Source organism: Nocardioides imazamoxiresistens, from assembly GCF_032378595.1.
GTDB classification, from domain to species: Bacteria; Actinomycetota; Actinomycetes; order Propionibacteriales; family Nocardioidaceae; genus Nocardioides; species Nocardioides imazamoxiresistens.
In genome coordinates this window covers 81,052-105,450 of sequence record NZ_JAVYII010000010.1, presented here as the reverse complement: position 1 = coordinate 105,450, position 24,399 = coordinate 81,052, and the positions used below count along the sequence as shown (strand labels likewise).

General features: G+C 73.2%; 23 protein-coding genes, 1 tRNA gene and 1 pseudogene. 8 read left to right on the top strand and 17 right to left on the bottom strand.

Annotated elements, in window-relative coordinates; genetic code table 11:
* Positions 1 to 741, top strand: a complete 741-nt coding sequence (locus RDV89_RS18970; RefSeq protein ID WP_315735665.1) for an ankyrin repeat domain-containing protein — start codon at positions 1 to 3, stop codon at positions 739 to 741.
* Here the strand turns inward: RDV89_RS18970 and RDV89_RS18965 are convergent.
* Genes RDV89_RS18965 through RDV89_RS18955 form a run of 3 tightly spaced genes read right to left on the bottom strand, consistent with a single transcriptional unit; the run spans position 702 to position 2,693 of the window.
* The gene (locus RDV89_RS18965; protein WP_315735663.1) at positions 702 to 1,433 is read right to left on the bottom strand and encodes a GntR family transcriptional regulator; all 732 of its coding nucleotides are present in this window, start codon (positions 1,431 to 1,433) and stop codon (positions 702 to 704) included. The genes RDV89_RS18970 and RDV89_RS18965 overlap by 40 nt on opposite strands.
* Before the next feature lie 31 nt (positions 1,434 to 1,464).
* Positions 1,465 to 1,716, bottom strand: coding sequence for a hypothetical protein (locus RDV89_RS18960; RefSeq protein ID WP_315735661.1), 252 nt, complete (start codon positions 1,714 to 1,716; stop codon positions 1,465 to 1,467).
* Entirely contained in the window at positions 1,713 to 2,693 is a 981-nt protein-coding gene (locus RDV89_RS18955; RefSeq protein WP_315735659.1) for a glycosyltransferase, read from the bottom strand. The genes RDV89_RS18960 and RDV89_RS18955 overlap by 4 nt, the downstream gene beginning before the upstream one ends.
* Before the next feature lie 199 nt (positions 2,694 to 2,892).
* Between RDV89_RS18955 and RDV89_RS18950 the strand changes: the two genes are divergently transcribed.
* Entirely contained in the window at positions 2,893 to 4,518 is a 1,626-nt protein-coding gene (locus RDV89_RS18950; RefSeq protein WP_315735658.1) for an ABC-F family ATP-binding cassette domain-containing protein, read from the top strand.
* Position 4,519: 1 nt separating this feature from the next.
* Here the strand turns inward: RDV89_RS18950 and RDV89_RS18945 are convergent, their stop codons facing one another.
* The 10 genes from RDV89_RS18945 to RDV89_RS18900 all read right to left on the bottom strand — a co-directional run bounded on the left by RDV89_RS18945 (position 4,520) and on the right by RDV89_RS18900 (position 12,046).
* Positions 4,520 to 6,055, bottom strand: coding sequence for a molybdopterin-dependent oxidoreductase (locus tag RDV89_RS18945; RefSeq protein WP_315735656.1), 1,536 nt, complete (start codon positions 6,053 to 6,055; stop codon positions 4,520 to 4,522).
* Positions 6,056 to 6,113: 58 nt separating this feature from the next.
* A tRNA-Ala gene (locus RDV89_RS18940) sits at positions 6,114 to 6,189 on the bottom strand.
* Positions 6,190 to 6,263: 74 nt separating this feature from the next.
* The gene (locus RDV89_RS18935) at positions 6,264 to 6,944 is read right to left on the bottom strand and encodes a histidine phosphatase family protein (RefSeq protein ID WP_315735654.1); all 681 of its coding nucleotides are present in this window, start codon (positions 6,942 to 6,944) and stop codon (positions 6,264 to 6,266) included.
* The gene (gene rsfS / locus RDV89_RS18930; protein WP_315735652.1) at positions 6,941 to 7,318 is read right to left on the bottom strand and encodes a ribosome silencing factor; all 378 of its coding nucleotides are present in this window, start codon (positions 7,316 to 7,318) and stop codon (positions 6,941 to 6,943) included. The genes RDV89_RS18935 and rsfS overlap by 4 nt, the downstream gene beginning before the upstream one ends.
* Complete coding sequence (gene nadD / locus RDV89_RS18925; RefSeq protein WP_315735651.1) at positions 7,315 to 8,025, bottom strand: nicotinate-nucleotide adenylyltransferase; 711 nt, start codon at positions 8,023 to 8,025, stop codon at positions 7,315 to 7,317. Before nadD ends, rsfS begins: the two co-directional genes overlap by 4 nt.
* Before the next feature lies 1 nt (position 8,026).
* Positions 8,027 to 8,179: a hypothetical protein gene (locus RDV89_RS18920; protein WP_315735649.1), complete on the bottom strand. Its 153-nt coding sequence runs from the start codon at positions 8,177 to 8,179 to the stop codon at positions 8,027 to 8,029.
* A 91-nt stretch (positions 8,180 to 8,270) separates the two neighbouring features.
* A complete protein-coding gene (locus tag RDV89_RS18915; protein ID WP_315735648.1) occupies positions 8,271 to 8,699 on the bottom strand; it encodes a hypothetical protein in 429 nt (142 codons plus the stop codon).
* Between the two features lie 23 nt (positions 8,700 to 8,722).
* The gene (locus tag RDV89_RS18910; RefSeq protein WP_315735646.1) at positions 8,723 to 9,376 is read right to left on the bottom strand and encodes a CDP-alcohol phosphatidyltransferase family protein; all 654 of its coding nucleotides are present in this window, start codon (positions 9,374 to 9,376) and stop codon (positions 8,723 to 8,725) included.
* A gap of 53 nt (positions 9,377 to 9,429) precedes the next feature.
* Complete coding sequence (locus RDV89_RS18905; RefSeq protein WP_315735645.1) at positions 9,430 to 10,677, bottom strand: glutamate-5-semialdehyde dehydrogenase; 1,248 nt, start codon at positions 10,675 to 10,677, stop codon at positions 9,430 to 9,432.
* An 88-nt stretch (positions 10,678 to 10,765) separates the two neighbouring features.
* Positions 10,766 to 12,046: an HNH endonuclease signature motif containing protein gene (locus RDV89_RS18900; protein WP_315735643.1), complete on the bottom strand. Its 1,281-nt coding sequence runs from the start codon at positions 12,044 to 12,046 to the stop codon at positions 10,766 to 10,768.
* Positions 12,047 to 12,323: 277 nt separating this feature from the next.
* Between RDV89_RS18900 and RDV89_RS18895 the strand changes: the two genes are divergently transcribed.
* Both RDV89_RS18895 and RDV89_RS18890 read left to right on the top strand, forming a co-directional pair.
* Entirely contained in the window at positions 12,324 to 12,875 is a 552-nt protein-coding gene (locus RDV89_RS18895; RefSeq protein WP_315735641.1) for a carboxymuconolactone decarboxylase family protein, read from the top strand.
* A 60-nt stretch (positions 12,876 to 12,935) separates the two neighbouring features.
* Complete coding sequence (locus tag RDV89_RS18890) at positions 12,936 to 14,099, top strand: ABC transporter substrate-binding protein (RefSeq protein WP_315735639.1); 1,164 nt, start codon at positions 12,936 to 12,938, stop codon at positions 14,097 to 14,099.
* 19 nt (positions 14,100 to 14,118) lie between these two features.
* On the opposite strand, the gene RDV89_RS18885 is transcribed toward RDV89_RS18890, so the two are convergent.
* The 4 genes from RDV89_RS18885 to RDV89_RS18870 form a co-directional block, all read right to left on the bottom strand.
* On the bottom strand, positions 14,119 to 15,024 hold the full coding sequence (locus tag RDV89_RS18885; RefSeq protein WP_315735637.1) for a phosphotransferase family protein: 906 nt from the start codon (positions 15,022 to 15,024) through the stop codon (positions 14,119 to 14,121).
* 118 nt (positions 15,025 to 15,142) lie between these two features.
* Positions 15,143 to 16,096 (bottom strand): electron transfer flavoprotein subunit alpha/FixB family protein, encoded by a 954-nt coding sequence (locus RDV89_RS18880; RefSeq protein WP_315735635.1) that lies wholly within the window; start codon positions 16,094 to 16,096, stop codon positions 15,143 to 15,145.
* A gap of 19 nt (positions 16,097 to 16,115) precedes the next feature.
* Entirely contained in the window at positions 16,116 to 16,898 is a 783-nt protein-coding gene (locus tag RDV89_RS18875) for an electron transfer flavoprotein subunit beta/FixA family protein (RefSeq protein ID WP_438823300.1), read from the bottom strand.
* 145 nt (positions 16,899 to 17,043) lie between these two features.
* Complete coding sequence (locus RDV89_RS18870; RefSeq protein WP_315735631.1) at positions 17,044 to 17,457, bottom strand: hypothetical protein; 414 nt, start codon at positions 17,455 to 17,457, stop codon at positions 17,044 to 17,046.
* Positions 17,458 to 17,645: 188 nt separating this feature from the next.
* Between RDV89_RS18870 and glgX the strand changes: the two genes are divergently transcribed.
* The 4 genes and pseudogenes from glgX to treS all read left to right on the top strand — a co-directional run.
* On the top strand, positions 17,646 to 19,814 hold the full coding sequence (gene glgX / locus RDV89_RS18865; RefSeq protein WP_315735629.1) for a glycogen debranching protein GlgX: 2,169 nt from the start codon (positions 17,646 to 17,648) through the stop codon (positions 19,812 to 19,814).
* Between the two features lie 62 nt (positions 19,815 to 19,876).
* Positions 19,877 to 20,578 carry an ion channel gene (locus tag RDV89_RS18860; RefSeq protein WP_315735627.1) on the top strand — a complete coding sequence of 234 codons (702 nt, stop codon included), beginning with the start codon at positions 19,877 to 19,879 and terminating at the stop codon, positions 20,576 to 20,578.
* Between the two features lie 58 nt (positions 20,579 to 20,636).
* The gene (locus RDV89_RS18855) at positions 20,637 to 22,625 is read left to right on the top strand and encodes an alpha-1,4-glucan--maltose-1-phosphate maltosyltransferase (protein ID WP_315735625.1); all 1,989 of its coding nucleotides are present in this window, start codon (positions 20,637 to 20,639) and stop codon (positions 22,623 to 22,625) included.
* A pseudogene (gene treS, locus RDV89_RS18850) lies at positions 22,622 to 24,364 on the top strand (maltose alpha-D-glucosyltransferase); the annotation flags it as partial. The gene RDV89_RS18855 and the pseudogene treS, both read left to right, overlap by 4 nt.
* Between the last annotated feature and the right edge of the window lie 35 nt (positions 24,365 to 24,399).

The following is a 24,399-nucleotide window of genomic DNA, read 5'->3' as shown; positions in this document are numbered from 1 at the left end:
GTGCGTCCCTATCCCACCCCCGCGCTCCTCGTCCTGCTCGTCCTGCTCGCCGTCAGCGCCTGCGCCCCCGGCAGCGCCGAGCGCGCGTCGGTGCCGACTCCACCAGCGACGCCGACCGGCACGCCGGTGACCCCGCCGCCGCCCCGCACCGGTGACCCGACCGCCGGTCTCGTGCGCGCCGTGGCCGCGCACGACCTCGCGGGAGTGCAGGCCGTGCTGCCCCACGGCACCGACCTCGAGGTCCGCGACGGCGACGGGCGTACTCCCCTGCTGCTGGCCACCCGCGCCGGGGACACCGAGATCGCCCTCGCCCTGCTCGAGGCCGGCGCCGACCCGGACGCGCGCGACGTCATCGAGGACTCCGCGTTCCTCTACGCGGGCGCCGAGGGCCTCACCGAGATCCTCGCGGCCACCATCGCCCACGGGGCCGACGTCGCGAGCACCAACCGCTTCGGCGGCACGGCGCTGATCCCGGCGAGCGAGCACGCGCACCTCGACAACGTCGCGCTGCTCATCGAGGCCGGGGTGCCCGTGGACCACGTGAACGACCTCGGCTGGACGGCCCTGCTGGAGGCCGTGGTGCTCGGGGACGGCGGCCCCGACCACGTCGAGGTCGTGCGCCGGCTCCTGGCGGCCGGCGCCGACCCGACCATCCGCGACCGCGACGGCGTCGCACCGCGCGACCTCGCCGCCGCGGCCGGTCAGGTCGAGGTCGTGGCGGAGCTCGACCGGGCGCGCTGAGCGCGCTTGCGGGTGCGGGTCACCGCCAGCGGGTCGGGCGCGGGACCGGACCAGGTGCGCGCGACGGCCAGCGTCGGCTCGAGGCCGGCGAGGATGTGGCGGCGGTACTCCCCTGCCGCCACCTCGCCGTCACCGGCCCGGATGGCGTCGAGGACCCCGGCGTGGTCGCGGCACTGCTCGCGCGTGTCGCGTCCGCGCGTGAGGTGGAACAGCCGCTGCACGCGGGCCTCGAGCGGCGCGGTCAGCGACGTGAGCAGCGGGTTGTGCGCCGCGGCCGTCACCGCCCGGTGGAACGCGGCGTTCTGGGCGGCGACGGCGCCGTCGTCGCCCCGCGCCAGGGCCGCCGTGGCCGCCTCGACGCGGTGCCCGAGCTCCGCGAGGTCGGCCTCCGTACGCCGCGCTGCCGCCAGCCGCGCGGCCGGCACCTCGACGGCTTCGCGCACCTCGAACAGGTGCCGGACGTCGGCGACGGTGAACGGCGCGACCATCGCCCCCTGCCGCGGGACGAGGACGACGAGACCCTCGGCCTCGAGCAGCTGGAGCGCCTCGCGCAGCGGCACCCGGGACACGCCCAGCTCGGCGGCCGCGTCGCGTTCGACGATCCGTGCGCCGGGCTCCAGGTCGAGGCCCACGATGCGGGCCCGCAGGGCGTCGTACGCCTGCTGGCGCAGCGAGGTGCCCGTCGACGTCACGCGCGCCATCGTAGGCCGGGTGGAGGGCCTCTCAGCCCGCCCGGCCCCGGCGCCCGAGCATCTCCTCGACGATCGCGACCGCCGCGTCCGCGCCGCCGAGCCGCTCCAGCTCGGCCCGCAGCGCCGCCGAGCGAGCGACGACCTCGGGCGCGGTCACGGCGGCGAGCGCGTCGCGCAGCCCGGCGACGTCGACGGTCGCGGAGTCGATGCGCACGGCCACCCCGGCGCCGACGAGCGCGTCGGCGTTCTCGAACTGGTCGACGTCCTGGGGGGCCGCGATCATCGGCGTCCCGGTCGCCAGGCCCTCGTTCGAGCCGCCCATGCCGGCGTGGGGGTGAGGAAGACGTCCGCGTGCTCGAGGATCTCGCGCTGCGGCACCCAGGACCGGATCTCGACCCCCTCGGGCAGCGGTGCGCCGCCGGTGACCTCGTCGGGGCGCACGTGCTGCCCGACCTGCAGCACGAGGTGCCAGCCCTCGGCGCCTCCCCACGCCTCGAGGCAGCGGCGGTACAGCTCGGGCTGGCGGGTGAAGGCGGTGCCGAGCGAGACCAGCAGCACCCGGCGGTCGGCCGGCGGGGTCCACGCCCCCGCCTCGGCGCGTCGCACCGCGGGGCCGACGAACGTGTAGACGTCGCGGTCCACGCGCTCGACGTTCGGCTGCATCGCCTCCGGCACCAGCACGACGCAGCGCGGCGGACGACCGAGGTAGGTCAACGAGTCGGCCTCGACGCCGTGGGCCTGCAGCATGGCGCGCTGGCGGCCGAGGTACGCAGCCCCACGGGGGTCGGTGCGCAGCCAGGTCGTGAACTCCGCCATGTCCTCCTCGTAGCCCTCCCACGCGACGTAGGTCGGCGAGAGCTGCAGCGCGGGGATCCCCCACTCGTCGGCGAGGATCCGGGCCGGGATGCCGGCGATGTCGTAGAGGAACAGGTCCGGCCGGTCGTCGGCGAACCCCGCCTCGACCACCGGGAGCATCGCCTCGTACTCGTCCTGGAACGTCGACAGGTGGTCGATCGCGTCGCCCTCGAACGCCTCGCCCGCCCCCTCCCCCTGCTCGGGGTCGCGTCCGCCGTGGTTCACGGCCGGCAGGACGGAGGGGTACGCCACGAGCGTGGCGCCCACCGCCTCGATCGGCTCGCGGAAGGAGGCGTCGTTGACGTAGGTGACGCGGTGGCCGCGCTCGACCAGCCGGCGGATCACCTCGATGCTCGGGTTCACGTGGCCGGGGGCCGGGATGCTCACCATCGCGAGGTGCGCCATGGCCGGTCTCCTTCTCGTCGTTGGGTCGGGGCGGGCCCGACCGTAGCGGGCGGAAAACCGGGTGCGCACCCGTCCCCGCGACCGCTACGGTCGACGCCATGAGCTGAGACCCGACCCCGGCCGCTGCACGTGCGCGGCCCCGTGTCCCGGTCCCTCCCTGCCCCGACCAGCCCGGCCCCGGGCGTCCCAGGAGCTGCTCATGCCTGCACCCGCCTCCCCCTCCTCCGCCGTCGTCCTGCGCGACCTCACCTTCGAGTGGCCCGACGGCACCCCGGCCCTGACCGGACTCGACGGCACCTTCGGGACCGGACGCACCGGCCTCGTCGGCGACAACGGCTCCGGCAAGTCGACCCTCCTGCGGCTCGTCGCGGGCCTCCTGGCGCCGACCGGGGGCAGCATCGAGGTGACCGGCGACGTCGGCCACCTGTCGCAGACCGTGACGCTCGGTGCCGCCGCGTCGGTCGCCGACCTGCTCGGCGTCGCCGCACCGCTCGCCGGCCTGCGGGCGATCGAGGGCGGCGACGCCGACCCGGCCCACTTCGAGGCCGTCGGCGACGACTGGGACGTCGAGGCCCGCGCGGTCGCGGCGCTCGACGAGCTCGGCCTGCCCACCGACCTGGACCGACGGGTCGGCACCCTGTCGGGCGGCGAGACGATGCTGGTCGCGGTCACCGGGCTGCGCCTGCGCCGCGCGGGCGTCACGCTGCTCGACGAGCCGACGAACAACCTGGACCGGCGCACGCGCGCGCGGCTGGCCGACCTGGTCGACGGCTGGCCGGGCACCCTCGTGGTCGTCAGCCACGACGTGGAGCTGCTCGACCGCATGGACGCCACCGCGGAGCTGCACGCCAACCGCCTCACCGCGTTCGGGGGCGGTTTCACCGCCTGGCGGGAGCACCTCGCGGCCGAGCAGGACGCGGCCGCCCAGGCGGCCCGCACCGCCGAGCAGCGCCTCAAGGTCGAGCAGCGCCAGCGCGTGGAGGCGGAGACCAAGCTGGCGCGACGTGAGCGGGCGGCCCGCAAGGCCGCGGGCAGCCTGCCGCGCATCGTCGCGGGCAAGCGGGCGAACGCCGCCCAGGTCTCCGCCGGGGTCCTGCGGGGCAACCTCGACGACAAGGTCGAGGCCGCCCGCGCGGCCCTCGACGCGGCCGAGGCGCGCGTGCGCGACGACGAGCACATCCGTCTCGACCTGCCGGACCCCGGGGTCGCGCGATCGCGTCGGCTCGCCGAGCTGGGCGACCCGGCGAGCCCGGTCGTCGTGCAGGGTCCCGAACGCGTCGCCCTGGTCGGGGGCAACGGTGTCGGCAAGACCCGGCTGCTGCGCCGCCTCGTCGGGGACCCGGCGGAGCAGGGACCCGGCGACGGGCCGCGGGCGCGGCTCCTCACGGACCGGTACGCCGTGCTGCCGCAGCGGCTCGACGACCTCGACGAGTCGCTCGGCGCCCTGGACAACGTGCGCGCCGTCGCCCCCGGGACCGACCCCGGGGTCGTGCGCGGTCAGCTCGCCCGGATGCTCCTGCGCGGCGCGAGCGTCGACCGTCCGGTCGCGACCCTCTCCGGCGGCGAGCGCTTCCGCGTCAGCCTGGCGCGCCTGCTGCTGGCCGACCCGCCGGCCCAGCTGCTGGTCCTCGACGAGCCGACCAACAACCTGGACCTGACGAGCGTCACGCAGCTGGTGGACGCGCTGGCCACCTACCGCGGGGCGCTGCTGGTGGTCAGCCACGACCACGACTTCCTGGCCCGGCTCGGCGTCGACGTGGTGCTGGAGCTGACGCGGGAGGGCCGGCTGGTGCGGCGTGGCTCGCTGGCCGAGGTGGAGGGCTGACTCAGCCGACGGTGAACCGCACCTGGTCCCACCCGGTGGCGCCGTCGGGCAGCACGCCCACCTGGGTCGCCGTCTGGGTCTGCCCCGCGGCGTCGGTGGCCCGCACGACGACCACGTGCTCGCCGGGGTCCAGGCGTACCGTCGTCGACCACTGCACCCACGTGTCGCGGCTGGGCACCGTGCCCAGGTCGGCCTCGCGCCAGGCGCCCCCGTCGACCTGCACCTCGACCCGCTCGATGCCGGTGTGCTGCGCCCACGCGTCACCGGCGAGCACGACCTCCCCGGCGCCGACCTCGTCGCCGGGGCGCGGCACGAGGACGCGCGACTGGGTCTTGATCGGCCCACGCTCGCCCCAGCCCCGCTCGGTCCAGTACGCCCGGAAGTCCGCGAACCGGGTCACCTCCAGGTCGACGACCCACTTGGTCGCGGAGACGTAGCCGTACAGGCCGGGCACCACCATCCGCACCGGGAAGCCGTGCTCGAGCGGCAGCGGCTCGCCGTTCATCGCGTACGCCAGCAGCGCGTCGCGCTCGTCGGTGAGCGCCTCGAGCGGCGTCCCGCAGGTCCAGCCGTCGCTGGAGGTCTGCAGGACCGCGTCGGCGCCCGGGAGCACACCGGCCTCGGCGAGGAGCGGGGCGATCCGGGTGCCACTCCACCAGGCGTTGCCGACCAGTCCGCCGCCGACCTCGTTGGACACGCAGGTCAGCGTCGTCCACGCCTCGGTGCGCTCGCGCTCGACGAGGTCGGCGAAGCCCAGCTCCACCTCCCGCTCGACCATCCCGTGGATGCGCAGGCGCCAGTCGTCCGGGTGCACGAGCGGGACGGCGAAGGCCGTGTCGATGCGGTAGAAGTCGGCGGCGGCGACGCGCCACGGCCCCAGGCCGGCGACGTCGAGGTCGGCACCCGCCGGCACCCGGCCGCCCGTGACGTCCAGGCGCAACGCCGCGCGCGCCTGCTCGACGCCCCGGCGGGCGCCGCCGATGACCCTGCTGGCGGCCCCGGTGAGGACCGCCCCGGTCGCGACGACCCCGAGCAGCACGAGGACCCGGCGGCGGGCGTCGGGGTTGCGGGTCTGCTCGCTGGCGCGGCGGGCGTCGAGCAGCACCTGCAGCAGCGCCACCCCGACGGCCGTCGCGACCACGGCGGGCACGGCGCCGGTCAGCGCCGAGGCGCCTGCCTCGCCGGAGCGGCGGGACTCCACGAGCACGGCGGTGAGCCCGACCGCGCCGAGGCCGACGAGCCCGAGCAGCCCCCAGCGCCACCGACCGGACACGGCGGCGAGGACCAGCGCGCCGGCGACGACCATCCCGCTGAGCAGCGGCTTGTCCCACGTGCCGACCAGTGCGATGAACCCCTCGACCGCGGCGCCCGGCGCGACGTCGCGGACCAGCTCGGCGACAGCGCCCACCACGCCGACACGCAGGCGTACCAGTGCGGCCAGCGCCTCCGCCACGGCGATCATCGCGGCGCCGGCGACGAGTCCGGGGCCGTAGGCGGCGACGTGCGGCCACCAGGGGGCCGGGCGGGAGGGACTCACCCGTCCAGTGAAGCAAATGCGAAGGAGCCCGGACCGTGCGGTCCGGGCTCCTGCTCGATGGTGGAGCTGAGGGGACTCGAACCCCTGACCCTCTGCATGCCATGCAGATGCGCTACCAGCTGCGCCACAGCCCCATCTCGTCCGCTCCCGTGCTGGCGAGCGACCTGCGGAATAGTAGCCAACACGTTTCGCGGAAGCGAATCGAGGGTCAGGCCCCCACCGCGACGGCCTCGTCCGCGGGCACCGGATCGCCGCCGCGGTCGTAGGCGTGGAGCCGCCAGCGCGGCTCGTCGGGACGCGCCAGCGGGCGCTCGCGCAGCACGGCGTACCGGCAGTTGCCCATCCCCGCGTACGCCGACGGCTCGGTGTGGGTGCCCTGCACCAGCGCCTCGACCGCCACGCGCAGCGCGGCCCCGTGCGCCACGGCGACGCCGCAGCGCCCGGGCGGAACCAGGTCCGCCAGCTCGCCCAGGCACGCCTCGAGGCGCTCGCGCACGCCGGTCAGCGTCTCGGCGCCGGGCACGGAGCTCCAGCGGCCGGTGACGAAGTCGGCGTACTCGTGCGGGTGCTCGAGGGCGTACGCCTCGTGCGTGGTGCCCTCGCGCTCGCCGAGGCCGAACTCCCGCAGCCGCGGGTCGGTACGCACCTCCAGCCCGGCCGCCGCGGCGACCCGGGCGGCGGTGCGCGCGGCGCGCTGCAGGTCGGAGCTCCACACCACGACGGGGTCGAGGGTGGCGAGGACCGGGGCGACCGCGGCCGCCTGCGTCTCGCCGCGCTCGCTCAGCGGCGCGTCGACCTGGCCCTGGATGCGGCGCTCCGCGTTCCAGGTCGTCTCCCCGTGCCGCAGTAGCACCAGGGTGCGCAGCCCGTGACCGGGCTGCGCGCTCACCGCTCGCCGGCCGTGACGTCCGCGGGCAGGGCGATGGTCGGGCAGTCGCGCCAGAGCCGCTCGAGGGCGTAGAACTGCCGCTCCTCCTCGTGCTGCACGTGCACGACGATCTCGCCGTAGTCGATGAGGACCCAGCGGCCGTCGCGCTCGCCCTCGCGGCGCACCGGCTTGGCGCCGACCTCGCGCAGCTTGTCCTCGACCTCCTCGACGATGGCCTTCACCTGGCGGTCGTTGCTGCCGCTGGCGAGCACGAACGCGTCGGTGATCGCGAGCTGCTCGCTCACGTCGAAGGCGAGGATGTCGGTGGCGAGCTTGTCGGACGCGGCGCGGGCGGCGGCGATGACGAGCTCGACGGCGCGGTCGGTAGCGCTCATGCGGGGCCTCTCAGGGGGTCGGGCTGGGGGTCGGGCTGGTGGTCGGGCACGGGGTGGTGCGCCGGGTCGGGCGCCGGGTCGAGCACGGGGCTCGGCACCGGGTCGGGCGTGTAGAGACGGTGCTTGCCGATGTACTGCACCACGCCGTCGGGCACGAGGTACCACACCGGTTCGCCCCGCTGCGTGCGCTCGCGGCAGTCGGTCGAGGAGATGGCCAGGGCCGGGATCTCCAGCACGGTGACCCGGTCGGACGGCAGGTCCGCCAGGGCGGAGGTGTCCATCACGTAGCCGGGCCGCGTGCAGCCGACGAAGCGGGCCAGGGCGAACATCTCGCCCGTGTCGCGCCAGGTCAGGATGTTGGTCAGCGCGTCCGCGCCGGTGATGAAGAACAGCTCCGCCCCGGGCAGCTGGGCGCGCAGGTCCCGCAGGGTGTCGACGGTGTACGTCGGCCCCGCGCGGTCGACGTCGACCCGGGAGACGCGGAACCGCGGGTTCGAGGCGGTCGCGATGACCGTCATCAGGTAGCGGTGCTCGGCCGGGGAGACGTGCCGGTCGGACTTCTGCCACGGGTCGCCGGTGGGGACGAACACCACCTCGTCGAGGTCGAAGAACGACGCGACCTCGGAGGCCGCGACGAGGTGGCCGTGGTGGATGGGGTCGAACGTCCCGCCCATCACACCGATGCGACGCCCCGCCGCGGCGTTCACCTCAGCTGTGCTCGCGACCGCCGGCGAAGGCGAGGAGCCCGGCCAGCAGCAGGAGGGCGACCAGCAGGACGACACCACCGATGACGTAGGGCCAGGGGCTGTGCCCCTCGCCTCCGGCCTCGGACGCGACGACGACGAACTCGCTCAGCGACATGGGGGTGATCGTAGTCCAGACGCACCCCCACGCCCGAACGCGGGCGGTCCGCGGCGCCCCGTGGCGACGGGTGGCGAGGTGCGGCGACGGCTCAGCCGATCGCGACGTGCACGCCGACCAGGATCAGCCAGAACCGCAGCGTCCGGCCGACCACGATGGTCGGCACGAACACCACCAGGGGCATGCGCAGCGCACCGCCGACCGCGGCCATCACGAGCAGCGGCGGCACGCCGACGAACGCGGCCGCGAACATCACCGCGCCCCCGAACCAGGGACGGCCCTCCATCCGGGCGACCCAGCGGTCGTAGACGGGCCGCACCTTCGGCGAGGACAGCTTCCGCTGCGCCCACGCGCTGTCGACGCCGCGGCGCGCGACCTCGTACCAGACGATCTTGCCGAGCGACTGCCCGACGCCGGCCGCGATCGCGAGTCCGACGACGCCGCCCGCGCTGAGCGCGCCGATCCCGACGAGGTACGCCTCGATGTTGATCAGCGGGATCAGCGCGGATCCCACGCTCACGGCGAACGTCGTCAGGATGAGGATCACGGCGCCGGGCTCCCCTGTGCCTGGCCCCCGTGCGCCTCCTCGCGGACCGGGCGCGCGGGCACGGGCAGCCCGAGGTCGAGCAGCCACTTGAGTGAGACGCACTTGAGCACGAGGAGTCCGGTGGCGATGACGATGCCGACCTGCCACCAGCCCGTCACCAGCAGCAGCACGGCGAAGAGCCCGGAGTTGGCCGCCTTGCCGAGCCGCGACCAGTTCCACAGGTAGATGCGCCGGTCGACGACGTAGAAGTAGTTGGGGCTGCGGATCGACCACGCCAGGAAGGCCAGCGACAGGAACATGTCGACGACCATGAACTCGAACAGGTAGATGCCGACCGGCACCAGCATCTCGGGCTTGAGGACCACGAGGCCGATGTAGAACAGGGCGCAGCTGAGGCGGTCGCACATCATGTCGACGACGGCACCGATCCGGGTCTCGCAGTCGCGCCACCGCGCGACCTCCCCGTCGAGGGAGTCGCCGACCCAGTAGACGACCAGCCCGACCACGAGCAGCGTCAGGTCCCGCTCGACGATGCCCCAGGAGCACAGGGCGAGGGTCGCGAGGGTGCGGACGAACGTCACGACCGTCGCGCTGGTCATCAACCGCTCGGAAGCGGGGTCCGCGTGGATGCGGTCGGGACGGCCTGCCATGGGCGCGAACCTATCGCGATCCGGCCCCGTGGCGACGCAGCGCCACGACCGCGTCAGCGCACGTGGCCGTCGCCCGTGACGACGTACTTCGTCGAGGTCATCTCGGGCAGGCCCATGGGGCCGCGGGCGTGCAGCTTCTGGGTGCTGATCCCGATCTCGGCGCCGAACCCGAACTCGCCGCCGTCGGTGAACCGGGTCGAGGCGTTGACCAGCACGGCGGCCGAGTCGACGGCCGCGACGAAGCGGCGGGCTGCGGACTGCGACTCGGTGACGATGGCGTCGCTGTGGCCGCTCGAGAACGTCCGGATGTGGTTGATGGCGGCCTCGAGGTCGTCCACGACGGCGGCCGCGATGTCGAGCGAGAGGTACTCGGTCGCGTAGTCCTCGTCGGTCACCGCGACCACCCCGTCGTACTCGCCGAAGCGGGCGTCGCCGTGGATGGTCACGTCGCGCTCGGCGAGCGCGTCGATGACCTGCGGGAGGAAGTCGTCGGCGACGTCGGCGTGCACCAGCAGCGACTCCGCAGCGTTGCAGACCGACGTGCGGTGCGTCTTGGCGTTCACCACGATCGCCAGCGCCTTGTCGAGGTCGGCGGAGGCGTCGACGTAGACGTGGCAGTTGCCCACCCCGGTCTCGATGACCGGGACGGTGGACTCCTCGACGACGCTGCTGATCAGTCCGGCGCCGCCGCGCGGGATGAGGACGTCGACGAGGCCGCGGGCGCGCATCAGCGCCTTGACGCTCTCGTGGGTGTCGCCGGGCACGAGCTGGACGACGTCGGCGGGCAGGCCGGCCTCGACGACCGCCTCGCGCAGGGCGGCGACGATCGCGGTGTTGGACTCCCGCGCGCTCGAGCTGCCGCGCAGGAGCACGCTGTTCCCCGACTTGAGGCAGATCCCGGCGGCGTCGGCCGTGACGTTGGGACGCGCCTCGTAGATCATCCCGACCACGCCGAAGGGGACGCGGACCTGGCGCAGCTCGAGGCCGTTCGCCAGCGTGCCGCCCCGCACGACCTCCCCCACCGGGTCGGGCAGGGCCGCGACCTCACGCAGCCCCTCCGCCATCTGGGCGAGCCGCTCGGGCGTGAGGCGCAGCCGGTCCACGATGTTGGCGGGCGTGCCGGAGCCCTCGGCCCGCGCGACGTCGGCCGCGTTCGCCGCGAGCACGGCCTCCTCGTGGGTCGCGAGCGCCACGGCCATCGCCTCGAGCGCGGCGTCCTTGGTGGCGCGGGTGGCGGTCGCCAGCTCGTACCCCGCCTCCTTCGCGCGCCGTGCCGCCGCGTGGACCTCCTCGGTGCTCATGCCCGGAAGGGTACGGCGCACCCCGCCGCTCCGGTACGCCCCCGCCCGACCGGCGGACGCCCGGGCCGCTCGTGATGTTCCGGTGCGTCTAGGGCCGTCTGACGAACCGGACGCTGGTGTGGCCGAGGGGATGTCGGGTGCGGCGGGTCTCGTAGCGGGGGTCGTGCACCTTGCGGTGGTGGTGCCCGCACAGCAGCGCGGCGTCGGTGGTGTTGGTGGTGCCTCCGGCCGACCAGAGGGTCCAGTGGTGGACCTGGCACTGGTGGGCCGGGCGGTCGCAGCCGTCGGTGACACAGGTCTTGTCGCGCAGTGCGATCGCCAGCCGCTGCGGTTTGGAGTGGCGCCGCTGCGCCCGGCCGAGGTCGAGCACTTCGCTGCCGCCGCCGAGGACGGCCGGCACGAGACTCGCCGAGCAGGCGAGCCGGCGGGCCTCGGCGGCGCTGATCCGTCCGCCGGTGTCGAGCGTGGCGACGCCGAGGTCGCGCAATAGGGCGTCCAGGTCGAGATTGATGACGACGGTGGCGTTCGTGCCGCCCACCTCGGGCAGGTCGCGGGCGTCGAGGCTCTCGATGAGTTCGACGAACGCCTCACCGCGCCGCAGCGGTGAGGGCACCCCGGTCACGAACCGGTCCGCTTCGTCGGGGTTGGCCTTCTTGTGGCCCGGTGCGGCGTAGGCGTCGAAGGCCTTGCCGAGCATCTCGGCGTGCAGGGTCGGCAGCACGCCGCGGATCGACGTCCTGCCGTCGCCGAGATCGCGCAACGTCAACGACGCCGTCGCCATCGCCGAACGCTCCTCCGCCGCCAGCAACCGCGTCTCGTGCGCCTCACCCACCTCGGGCGCGACCACGTCGAGGATCCGCTTGCCGAACTTGCGCAGCGCGAGGGCGTCGAAGCGAGCGGCGTGCTGGACCAGCAGCGCCTCGGCGCGGCCCACGGTCTCGACGTCGATGTCATCGGGCAGCGCGTTGAGGGCCCGAACAATCACATCGGCCTGGTCGAGCGACACGGCGCCGGCTGCGGCGGCCGCGGCCACACGTATGTACCGCTCAAGCGCGCCGCCCACCCGCAGCACCCGGTACGCCTCACCCCGCGTCACCCCGGTCGCGTTCGCAAACCACACCGCCGTCGACGGCGAACCGTCCACGCGGCCGACCTGCAGCTCGTCCGCGCGGGCCGCGAGCTTGGCCATCAGTCCCGACGCGCGGTTGATCAGCCGTCGCGTCGCGACCAACGCCGACCGCGCATCCACCTCGCCGAGCGTCAGCAGACCCAGCTCGAGCGCGTCCCCGACGTGCTCGTCGGCGCGCCCGACCGCCGCCAAGACCGGATGCCCCGATCCCGGCGAGAAGGTCCCCGTTCCCCCTGCCATGGAACCCACTCAACCAGGAGCCACCGACAGTTCCGCCCCACGCCGACCCACGCTGTGGAGGGACCGAACCGCGTGCCGTCGAGCCCCGCACTCTGTGCCGGAACGCTCGACCTCGGCCCCGTTCGAACAGGGCCCAAGTCGAGCGTTACCCGGTGAACCGGGTAATCCAGCGGCTGCGACGCACCGCCCCACCAGCACCGCCCCAACCCCTTGCGCACCGCCGACCGAGCGTGAATATTGCGACCCCCAACCCTGCCTACTATGATCAGGAATCACGATGTCGCGAATCCCTCCCGCAGCTCCGAGCCAGTTCACGCCGCTCTTCGGCGCCGAGGCGCCCCTGCGTCAGCAGGTCTACGCGCAGGCGCCCGCGATCGCCGGGCCGTACCTGGCGTTCATGAAGGCCCTGCGCGAGAACAGCGTGCTCCCCCGGCGGCTCGTCGAGCTGGTCCGCCTGCGCGTGTCGTTCCACAACCAGTGCCGCAGCTGCATGGCGATCCGCTACGCCGACGGGATCGAGGACGGCATCACCGAGGACCTCGTGTGCTCGCTCGAGAAGCCGGCCGAGGCACCCGACCTGACCCCGGCCGAGAAGGCCGCCCTCGCCTACGCGGACCTCATGGCCACCGACCACCTGGCCGTCACCGACGCCACCTTCGCGGAGCTCGCCGAGCAGCAGCTGATGGACCTCTGCTTCCAGGTCGCCACGTTCGTCGGCTACGGCCGGATGGGCTCGGCCCTGGCCATGACCGACGACCTGCCGGAGGAGTACTCCGAGGCCGACGCCGTGCTCGCGCCCTGGCGCCAGACCCCGCACTCGGTGGTCTGAGCCCGGTCCGACGACCCACCGCACCATCCCGACACCCGCCACTCGGAAACGGACGTCCTGATGATGAAGAAGAAGCACACCGCCCTGCTGGCTGCGACCCTGCTCACCGCGAGCGCGTGCGGCAGCGTGTACGAGGGTGGCCCCGCCCCCACCGACTCGCTGCCCGACACGATCCGCGTGGTCTCGATCAACCCGACGACCGGGGTGGTGGCGTTCGTCGGCGACTCCGCCAACAAGGGCTACCAGCTCGCGGTCGACCAGATCAACGACGAGGACTTCCTCGAGGGCTCCACCATCGAGCTCGACCTCGTCGACACGAAGTCCGAGCCGCAGACCGCGGCCTTGGAGATCAACCGCGTCACCGCGGGCGGGGACGTGTCGGCCGTGTTCGGCTCGGTCTCCAGCAACGAGGCGCTGACCATGTCCCCGCTCGCCGAGCGCGCGGGGCTGCCCGTCCTGTACACGCAGGCCGGCAGCCACGGCGTGATCGCGGGCGACTACACGTGGCGCGCGACGCCGCTGATGCGCGAGTACTACCCCGCGCTGCGCCAGTACATCGAGGAGAGCGGCGCCGAGTCCATCGGGATCCTCTACACCGAGGCCACGCCGACCCTGCAGGACATCGGCACCAACACGCTGCCGGAGATGGCCGAGGAGCTCGGCATCGAGATCACCACGACGGTCGGCACGCAGGCGACGACCCAGGACTTCTCCGCACCGATCAACCAGGTGCTCGGCTCCGAGCCCGACCTGGTCGCCGTCCTCCTGGTCGGCGCCGCCAACCCCACCGCGATGGGCCAGCTGCGCCAGGCCGGCTACGACGGACCGGTGCTCGGCAACCCCGGCGCGTCCGGCGGCAGCCTCGACCCGGCCGGCGACGACGGCGAGGGCATGGTCTGGCCGATCAACTTCCACCACGACATGACCGCGCCCTCCACCCAGGAGTTCGTCGAGGCCTACCGCGAGGAGTTCGGCGAGAACCCGCTCAGCTACGCCGCGGAGGCGTACGACACCGCCTGGACCCTCGCCCGCGCCTTCAAGCACGCGCAGTCGGCCGACCGCGAGTCCGTCAAGGACGCCCTCGTTGCCGTCGCCGAGGAGGAGTTCGACGGCGCGCTCGGCTCCGACCTCACCTGGCGCGACCAGCAGATCCCGGTGCCCGGCGTCGTGGTGGAGTACCGCCGCGAGGGCGAGACCCTGGTCTACGAGGCCGCCGAGTCCTGAGCAGGGGTACGCCCGGCGCTCAGACCGCGTGCACGTCGCGGCCCGCGGCGACGGCGCGCAGCTGACGCCGGGCGGCCTCCGCCACCGGGCTGCGACCCGGTCCCGCCGCGAGGTCGACGAGGGCCACCAGGTCGGCGTGCCGGGCGAGCTCGAGCGGCGCACCGTCCGCCGTCCCGTGCTGCTGCGACCAGGCGTCCAGCACGCCCTCGACCCAGCGCGGGTCGCGGTCGCTGCGCAGCAGGTTGCCCAGGTCCGTGTACGGGTGACCGGCGTGCGCGAACTCCCAGTCCACGACACCGGTGACCGCACCGGTCGTGGGGTCCAGGAGCAGGTTCTTCGGGTTCAGGTCGCTGTGCACGAGGCTGGCGCGCGCCACCGCGCCGAGCAGGAGGTCGGCGGCCGCGGCGACCTCGTCGAGACCGGCGAGGAGGTCCTCGCCCCAGCCGCGCGCCACGAGGGACTCCCGGTGCGCCTCCACCCAGTCCGCGGTGCCGCCGGCGCCGGTGCCGACCCCGAACGGCTCGACGCGCAGGTCCGCACCGACGAAGAGGCCGCGGTGCAGCAGCGGCATCGCGGCCAGCCGGGCCGCCACGGCGCCGGCCGCCCGACCCGCCGCGCCGAGGTCCGCGTCCGGTCGCGCCACGTGCAGGTCGCCGCGCACGCCGGGCAGGAACGAGGTGACCAGGACACCGGGGGTGCCGGCGTACGCGTCGGCCGGCCGGACCTCCAGCACCTCGGGCACGGGCAGGAGCCCGCGCACGAGCCGCAGCAGCGACGCCTGCACCTCGGCGGCGTGCGGGCCGTGGCGCGGGTCGGCGAAGATGCGCACGACCGTGCGCTCCCCCGCCACCTCGGCCACGAAGGTCTCCCCCGACCAGCCGCCCGCGAGCGGCTCGAGCCCGCCCGGTCCGCGGTCCAGCACCATGCGCCCCATCCTGCCCGAGCCGCGCGCCGGGGCCGCACGCAGCACGAGGGCGCCGCCCGGACCGACCGACGGGTCGGTTCCGGACGGCGCCCTCGTGTCGTGCGGCGCGGGTGGCGCGTCAGCCCTTGCGGGCCTCCACGGCGTCGGCGAGCGCGGGCAGCACGCTGTGCAGGTCGCCGACGACGCCGAAGTCGACGAGCTCGAAGATCGGCGCCTCCTCGTCCTTGTTCACGGCGACGATCGTCTTCGACGTCTGCATGCCGGCCCGGTGCTGGATCGCGCCGGAGATGCCGTTGGCCACGTACAGCTGCGGCGAGACCGTCTTGCCGGTCTGGCCGACCTGGAACGTGTGCGGCACCCAGCCGGAGTCGACGGCCGCGCGCGACGCGCCGACCGCGGCGCCGAGCGCGTCGGCCAGCTTCTCGACCGGCGCGAAGTCACCGCCGGTGCCACGACCGCCGGAGACCACGATCGCGGCCTCGGTCAGGTCGGGGCGCCCCGTCGACTGACGCGGCTGCGCGGCGACGATCTGGGCGCCCTTCGCGCCGTCGGAGACGCTCACCGCGAGCTCCTCGACCGTGCCGGCACCCTCACCCTCCTCGGGCGACGCCGAGTTCGGCTTCACCGCGATGATCGGCGTGCCCTTCGTGACCTTGCCGGTCAGCGTGTAGTTGCCGGCGAACACCGACTGCGTGGCCGTGCCGTCCTCGGCGACGTCGACCGCGTCGGTGATCAGGCCGGAGCCGGTCTTGACCGCCAGGCGGGCACCGATCTCCTTGCCCTCGCCGCCCGAGACCAGGAGGACCGCGGCCGGGGAGGTCTTCTCCACCAGCTGGGCCAGCACCTCGGCCTTCGGCGCCACGAGGTAGCCCTTCACCTCGGAGTCGTCGACCGTGTAGACCTTCTCCGCGCCGTACTTCTTCAGCGACTCCACCGCACCCGACGCCGAGCCGGCGTCGCCGATGAACACCGCCGACGGCGTCCCGAGCTTCTTCGCGATCGCGAGGAGCTCGAAGGTCGGCTTGCGGACCGCACCGTCGACGTGGTCGACGAGGACCAGAACCTCAGACATGACTCGTCCCCAACCCTTCTCAGATGAACTTCTTCGACGCGAGGAACCCGGCGAGCGCCTCGGCGCCCGACCCGTCCTCGTCGGTGACGATCTCGCCGGCCGTGCGCGGCGGACGCGCGGTCGTGTCGGCGACCTCGGTGTACGCGGCGCCCGCGCCCACCTCGGAGGCCTCGACGCCGAGGTCGGCGAGCGAGTAGGTCTCGACCGGCTTCTTCTTCGCGGCCATGATCCCCTTGAACGAGGGGTAGCGCGCCTCGCCGGACTGGTCGGTCACGCTCAGGACGATCGGGAGCGTGGCGCCGATGACCTCGGTGGCCGTGTCGCCGTCGCGCTTGATGCGGACCTGGTCGCCCTGGGTCTCCACCACGGAGGCCAGCGTGACCTGCGGCAGGCCGAGACGCTCGGCGACCATGGCCGGGACGACACCGCCCGACGCGTCGGTCGAGGCCATGCCGAAGAAGACGATGTCGACCGGCTTCTCCGCGCCCAGCTTCTCGATCGCCTTGGCCAGCACGAGCGAGGTGGCGAGGTAGTCCGACCCGGCGATCGCCTCGTCGCTGACGTGGGCGCCCTTGTCGGCGCCCATCTGCAGCGCCTTGCGCACCGCGTCGAGCGCCTTCTCCGGGCCCACCGTCAGGGCGGTGATCTCGATCTCCTCGCCCTCGCGCTTCTCGCGCAGCTGCAGGGCCTGCTCGACGGCGTACTCGTCCAGCTCGGAGAGCAGCCCGTCGACGCCGACCCGGTCGACGGTGTTGTCGGACTCGAACTTCCGGTCCGCCGTGGCGTCCGGGACGTGCTTCACACAGACAACAATGTTCATGGTGTGCGGCCTCGCGGCCCCTCCCTCGACTCGGATGTGTTGCTGAGGCTACTAGCAGGTAACGAAGCGGCCGTGTGGCGTCCGCCACGTCGACCGCGTGCGGCCCGGGGGCCGCGACCGCCCGCCCTCAGGGGCGGACGAGGCGCTCGAGGACCCTCCCGAGAACCAGGTAGAAGGCGGCCCCGAGGCCGTAGTTGATGAGCGCGTTCTTGGTCTCCGCGTTGTCGCCGGTGAACGCCATGATCCCGTCGTCCAGCGTGAACACGTTGAGGTCGACCACGCGGGCGACGTCGAGCACGAGGGTGACCAGACCGTTGCTCTGGTTGGCGTCGACGGCGATGCACAGCGCCGCCACCGCGAGCGCGGTCGCCGCGACCAGGCAGGCGAGCCACAGCACCTGGGCGACCGCGGTGCGGATCCGGGCCACGTCGGGCGTGCTGCGCGGACCCTTGCCGGCGGCCGGGGCGGGCGTGCCCACCTCGCTGTCACCGGCCTTCGACGCCGACGGGTCCTCGCCGGCGGGCTTCTTCGCTCCGACCACGTGCGTCCTCGTTCCCTCCGGCCCGGGGCGGGCCCGGGCTGACGACTGGGTGCAGTCTGTCACACCCGACCGCCGGTATGGGACGGCGTCCCACGGCTGCGGACCTGCGTCCCAGGCCGGGCGCCGCGGGGCCGGGCGGCGCAGGGCACCCACCGACCCCGCCTCGCCCCTGCTGGACAATGGCGGCCATGCATCCGGGTCTGTGGAGCTTCGAGGGTCAGGTCTCCCCCGTCTGGCCTGGCCGCAACTGGCCGCTGGGCGCGACGTGGTCGCCGGAGTCGACCAACTTCGCGGTGTACGCCCCTCGCGCCACCGAGTGCTGGGTCTGCGTGTTCGACGACGACGACGTCGAGACGCGCCACGCGCTGACCGAGCGGTCGCTGGGCATCTGGCACGGCGCACTGCCCGACCTGGCGCCCGGCACCCGCTACGGCTACCGCGTCGACGGCCCCTGGGAGCCGGCCCAGGGCCTGCGCTTCAACCCCTCCAAGCTGCTGCTCGACCCCTACGGCCACGCGGTCAGCGGGGACATCACGCCCGCGCAGCCGCTGTTCGGCTACCGCTTCGACGACCCGACCCGGCGCAACCACGACGACTCCGCGCCGTGCACGGCGCGCAGCGTCGTGGTGGACACGACCTTCGACTGGGAGGGCGAGCGGCCGATGAAGCGCCGGTGGCGCGACACCGTCGTCTACGAGCTGCACGTCAAGGGCTTCACCGCGCTGCACGACCGCGTGCCCGAGCACCTGCGCGGCACCTACGCCGGGCTCGCGACGCCCGCCGTGACCGACTACCTGAACGACCTCGGGGTCACCGCCGTCGAGCTGCTGCCCGTCCACCAGTTCTTCTCCGAGCCGGGCCTGACCGAGCGCGACGCCGTCAACTACTGGGGCTACAACTCGATCGGCTACTTCGCCCCGCACAACGCGTACAGCTCCTCGGGCGACCGCGGCGGGCAGGTCGCGGAGTTCAAGCGCATGGTCAAGGCCCTGCACGCCGCGGGCATCGAGGTGATCCTCGACGTGGTCTACAACCACACCGCCGAGGCGGGCCCGCTCGGTCCGACGCTCAGCTTCCGCGGGCTCGACGACCGCGGCTTCTACCGCCGGACGAAGCCCTCGTCCGGCTCGCCGGACGGGGTCGACGGCCGCTTCGACGACACGTACTGGGACGTCACCGGCTGCGGCAACACCGTGAACAGCGAGGACCCCCTCGCGCTGCGGATGATCCTGGACTCCCTGCGCTACTGGGTCACCGAGATGCACGTCGACGGCTTCCGCTTCGACCTGATGTCGGCGCTCACGCGCACCGGCCACGGCGTCGACATGAAGGGCGACCTGCTGGTCGCGATCGGCCAGGACCCCGTCCTGCGGCACGTGAAGCTGATCGCCGAGCCCTGGGACGCCTCGATGGACGGCTACCTCGTCGGCGCGATGCCCCCGCCGTGGGTGGAGTGGAACGACCAGTACCGCGACACGGTCCGCGACTACTGGCGCGGCCAGTCCCCCGGCCTGCACACCGTCGCGACCCGGTTGGCCGGCAGCAGCGACCTGTACGCCGACGACGGCCGCTCCGCGTACAACTCGGTCAACTTCGTCACCGCCCACGACGGCTTCACGCTGCGCGACCTGGTCTCCTACGACCGCAAGCACAACGAGGCCAACGGCGAGTCCAACCGCGACGGCACCGACGGCAACCGCTCGTGGAACCACGGGGTCGAGGGCGAGACCGACGACGAGCGGATCCTGGCGCGACGCCGCCGCCAGGCCGCGAACATGATGGCGACCCTGTGCCTGAGCAACGGCGTGCCGATGATCACCGCCGGCGACGAGCGGGGGCGTACGCAGGGCGGCAACAACAACGCGTACTGCCAGGACAACCCCACCTCGTGGATCGACTGGCGACCCGACGACGCGTGGCTCGACGTCTACGAGACGACCAAGACCGCCCTGCGCCTGCGGCGCGAGCACCCGGCCCTGCGCCAGCGCCACTGGTTCGAGGGGCGCCCGACCATCCGCGGCGGCCCCAAGGATCTCGCCTGGCTGCACCCGAGCGGTCGCGAGATGCGGGCGGCCGACTGGCACGACCCGCAGCTGCGCGCCGTCGGCATGTTCGTCTCGGGCGCGCCGCTGCGCTCCCCCGGGCCGCGCGGCGAGCAGCAGATGGACGCCTCCTTCGTGCTGTGGTTCAACGCCGGCCACGAGGCGGTGCCCGTCGAGCTGCCCGAGAACGACTGGGTGCAGACCGGCGAGGTCGTGCTGTCCACCGCCGAGGAGCTGCCCGAGGGCACGCCGGTCAAGGCGGGCGACCGGTTCACGGTGCGCTCGCGCAGCGTCGTGGTGGTGCGGGCGACCTAGGGCCGCAGCCGCCCGCGGCTCGTCGAGGGTCGTGCGGAGGTGGCCCGTGGCAGCATGCGAGCGTGGTCCAGCGCAGCGAGCAAGCGGGTTCCGGGGTCGGCGGCTGGTTCGCCGCGCACCCGAGCGCCGTCCTCATGGTCACCCAGCTCGGGGCGATCCTCGTCTACCCGTTCCTCGGCGACTCCGACCCGGGCCGCGCCACGCTCGGCGTCGTCGGCCTGCTGGTGCTGGTGCTCGCGGTGTTCGCGGTGCGGGCCACGGAGGCCCTGACCTGGGTGTCCGTCGTGCTGGGCGTCCCGGTCGTCGTGCTGACGTTCCTCGAGGCGTTCCGGCCGGAGGACGACCTCGTCGTGGTCGCGTCCGGCGTCCTGCACGCGGCGTTCTACTTCTACACCGCCTACGCGCTGATCCGGTACATGTTCCACGACGACGTCGTGACCACGGACGAGCTGTGGGCCACGGGAGCGACGTTCACCGTGGTCGCGTGGGGCTTCGCGTACGTCTACGCCGCCGTCCAGGTCGTCTGGCCCGGCTCGTTCACCGCCGCGGTCGACCCGGAGGCGCAGCGAACCTGGGTCGAGCTGCTGTTCCTCTCGGTCACCACGCTGACCAGCACGGGCCTGTCCGACATCGTGCCCGTGCTCGAGCACGCGCGGGCGGTCGTGATGATCGAGCAGATCGCGGGGATGCTCTACATCGCGCTGGTGATCGCGCGGATCATCGCGCTGCTGAGCGCCCGCACGGCGCGTCGTTCGGCCCGCTGAGCGCTCCGCCGGCCGCGGACCTCGCCTCCGCTTCACCCGTCCCCCTAGGTTGGGGCCCATGGTCGGACGCATCCCCGTCATGAACGTCGCGCCCGTCGTCGACCTCGGCCGCCAACCGGCCAAGGCGACGCTCGACGAGCCCTTCCCCGTCTCCGCGACCGTGTTCCGCGAGGGACACGACAAGCTCGGCGCCGAGGTCGTGCTGACCGACCCCGCCGGACGGCAGCGAGCGCCGGTGCCGCTGCAGCCGCACCCCGTGGAGCCCAACGAGTACTCAGCCTGGGTGACCCCCGACGCGGAGGGCGCCTGGACCTTCACCGTGCAGTCGTGGTCCGACCCGATCGGCACGTGGCAGCACGCGGCCGGGCTGAAGATCCCCGCCGGCGTCGACGTGGACCTGATGTTCACCGAGGGCCGCATCCTGCTCGAGCGCGTGCTCGCCGCGGGTGACCTGACCCCGGCCGAGGAGACGGTCGTGCGCACGGGCCTGGCGGCCGCCACGGCCACCGAGGAGTCCCCCGCCGCCCGGCTGGCCGCGCTGCAGGACGCCGACCTGGTCGCGGTGCTCGCCGCGCACCCGCTGCGCGAGCTGCTCACGCTCGAGGGCCCCTACCCCTTCTACGCCGACCGCCCGCGGGCGCTGTTCGGCAGCTGGTACGAGTTCTTCCCGCGCTCGGAGGGGGCCCGGCTCGACGACGACGGCGAGGTCGTCAGCGGCACGTTCCGCACCGCCGCCGAGCGGCTCGACGCGGTCGCGGCCGCGGGCTTCGACGTCATCTACCTGCCGCCGATCCACCCGATCGGCGAGGTCAACCGCAAGGGCCCCAACAACACGCTCACCCCCGGGCCCCGCGACCCCGGCTCGCCCTGGGCGATCGGCTCGCGCCACGGCGGTCACGACGCGATCCACCCCGACCTCGGCACGTTCGCCGACTTCGACGCCTTCGTCGCACGCGCCGGCGAGCTGGGCCTCGAGGTCGCCCTCGACCTCGCGCTCCAGGCCGCCCCGGACCACCCGTGGGTCACGAGCAACCCCGAGTGGTTCACCACCCGTGCCGACGGCACCATCGCGTACGCGGAGAACCCCCCGAAGAAGTACCAGGACATCTACCCGGTCAACTTCGACAACGACCCCACCGGCATCTGCCGCGAGGTCCTGCGCGTGGTCAAGCACTGGATGGCCCACGGCGTGCGGATCTTCCGCGTCGACAACCCCCACACCAAGCCGGTCGCGTTCTGGGAGTGGCTGCTCAAGGAGGTCCGCCGCACGGACCCCGACGTCGTGTTCCTCTCCGAGGCCTTCACCAAGCCCGCGATGATGCGGGCCCTGGGCGCCGTCGGCTTCCACCAGAGCTACACGTACTTCACGTGGCGCACGGCGAAGTGGGAGATCGAGGAGTACCTGCGCGAGCTGAGCTCCGAGACCGACCACCTGATGCGGCCGAACTTCTTCGTCAACACCCCCGACATCCTCCACGGCTTCCTGCAGTACGGCGGCCCCGCGGCGTTCAAGATCCGCGCGGCGCTCGCGGCGACCAGCTCCCCCAGCTGGGGCGTGTACGCCGGGTACGAGCTGTTCGAGCACGTCGCGGTGAAGCCGGGCAGCGAGGAGTACCTGGACTCCGAGAAGTACCAGGTGCGGATCCGCGACTGGGCGGGCGCCGAGGCCGAGGGTCGCACCCTCACGCCGTACCTGACCCGGCTCAACGAGCTGCGCCGCGAGCACCGCGCGCTGCAGCTGCTGCGCAACGTCACCATTCACCACAGCGACGACGAGTCCGTGCTCGCCTACAGCAAGCGTGCCGAGGCGGCCGGCGAGGACGGGCGCGACGACGTGGTGATCGTGGTGATCAACCTCGACCCGCACGCCACCCGCGAGACGACCGTGCGCCTCGACATGCCCGCGCTGGGCCTGGACTGGGCCGACGCCTTCGAGGTGACCGACGCGTTCACGGGCGAGACCTGGACCTGGCGCGAGCACGCGTACGTCCGTCTCGACCCCGGCCACGAGCCCGCCCACGTCCTGACCGTGAGGAGCCTGCGATGACCGCGACCGACCCCCTCCCCGCCCCGGGGGCCGCCACCGCGGCGCCCACCGACCACGAGTCGCTCAACCTCGAGCCGGAGTGGTTCAAGACCGCCGTGTTCTACGAGGTCATGGTCCGCTCGTTCAAGGACTCCAACGGCGACGGCACCGGCGACTTCAAGGGTCTGACGGAGAAGCTCGACTACCTGCAGTGGCTCGGCGTCGACTGCCTGTGGATCCCGCCGTTCTTTCCCTCGCCGCTGCGCGACGGCGGCTACGACGTCGCCGACTACACCGGTGTGCACCCCGACATCGGGACGATCGACGAGTTCCGCGACTTCCTCGGCGAGGCGCACCGCCGCGGCATCCGCGTGATCATCGACTTCGTCATGAACCACACGAGCGACCAGCACCCGTGGTTCCAGGCCAGCCGGTCCGACCCGGACGGCCCCTACGGCGACTTCTACGTCTGGTCCGACAACGACGAGCTCTACTCGGACGCCCGGATCATCTTCGTCGACACCGAGCCGTCGAACTGGACGTGGGACCCGGTGCGCCAGCAGTACTTCTGGCACCGCTTCTTCTCCCACCAGCCCGACCTCAACTTCGACAACCCGGCCGTCGCCGACGCGATGATCGACGCGATGAAGTTCTGGCTCGACATGGGCATGGACGGCTTCCGGCTCGACGCGGTGCCGTACCTCTTCGAGCGCGAGGGCACGAACGGCGAGAACCTCCCGGAGACCCACGAGGTGCTCAAGCGGGTGCGCCGGTTCGTCGACGACAACTACCCCGGCACCGTGCTGCTCTGCGAGGCCAACCAGTGGCCCGCCGACGTGGTCGAGTACTTCGGGCCCGAGGAGGACGCGAGCGGCAAGGTCGTCGGCACCGAGTGCCACATGGCGTTCCACTTCCCCGTGATGCCGCGCATCTTCATGGCGGTGCGGCGCGAGTCGCGCTTCCCGATCTCGGAGATCCTGGAGCAGACGCCGGTCATCCCCGACAACTGCCAGTGGGGCATCTTCCTGCGCAACCACGACGAGCTGACGCTCGAGATGGTCACGGACGAGGACCGCGACTACATGTGGAACGAGTACGCGCAGGACCCGCGGATGAAGGCGAACATCGGGATCCGGCGGCGGCTGGCGCCGCTGCTTGACAACGACATCAACCGCCTCGAGCTGTTCAACGCGCTGCTGCTCTCCCTGCCCGGGTCGCCGGTGCTCTACTACGGCGACGAGATCGGGATGGGCGACAACATCTGGCTCGGCGACCGCGACGGCGTGCGCACGCCGATGCAGTGGACCCCCGACCGCAACGCGGGCTTCTCCGTCGCCACCCCCGGCAAGCTGTACCTGCCGGCCATCCAGGACCCGGTCTACGGCTACCAGAGCGTCAACGTGGAGGCGCAGCTGGAGAACCCCTCGTCGCTGCTTCACTGGACCCGGCGGATGCTCCAGGTGCGCCGCGGCCACCCGGCGTTCGGGCTCGGGTCGTTCCACGACCTCGGCGGCTCCAACCCGAGCGTGCTGTCCTACGTGCGTGAGCACGTGGCGGCCGACGGGCGGCGCGACATCATCCTGTGCGTCAACAACCTCTCCCGCTTCCCGCAGCCGGTCGAGCTCGACCTGCGCCGCTTCGAGGGCGGATCGCTCGTCGAGCTCCTCGGCGGGGTCCCGTTCCCCTCGATCGGCGAGCTGCCCTACCTGCTGACCATCGGGGCGTACGGCTTCTACTGGTTCCGCATCACCACCCCGGAGGCGGAGCACACCTCGCCCGCGAGCCCCACCGGCAC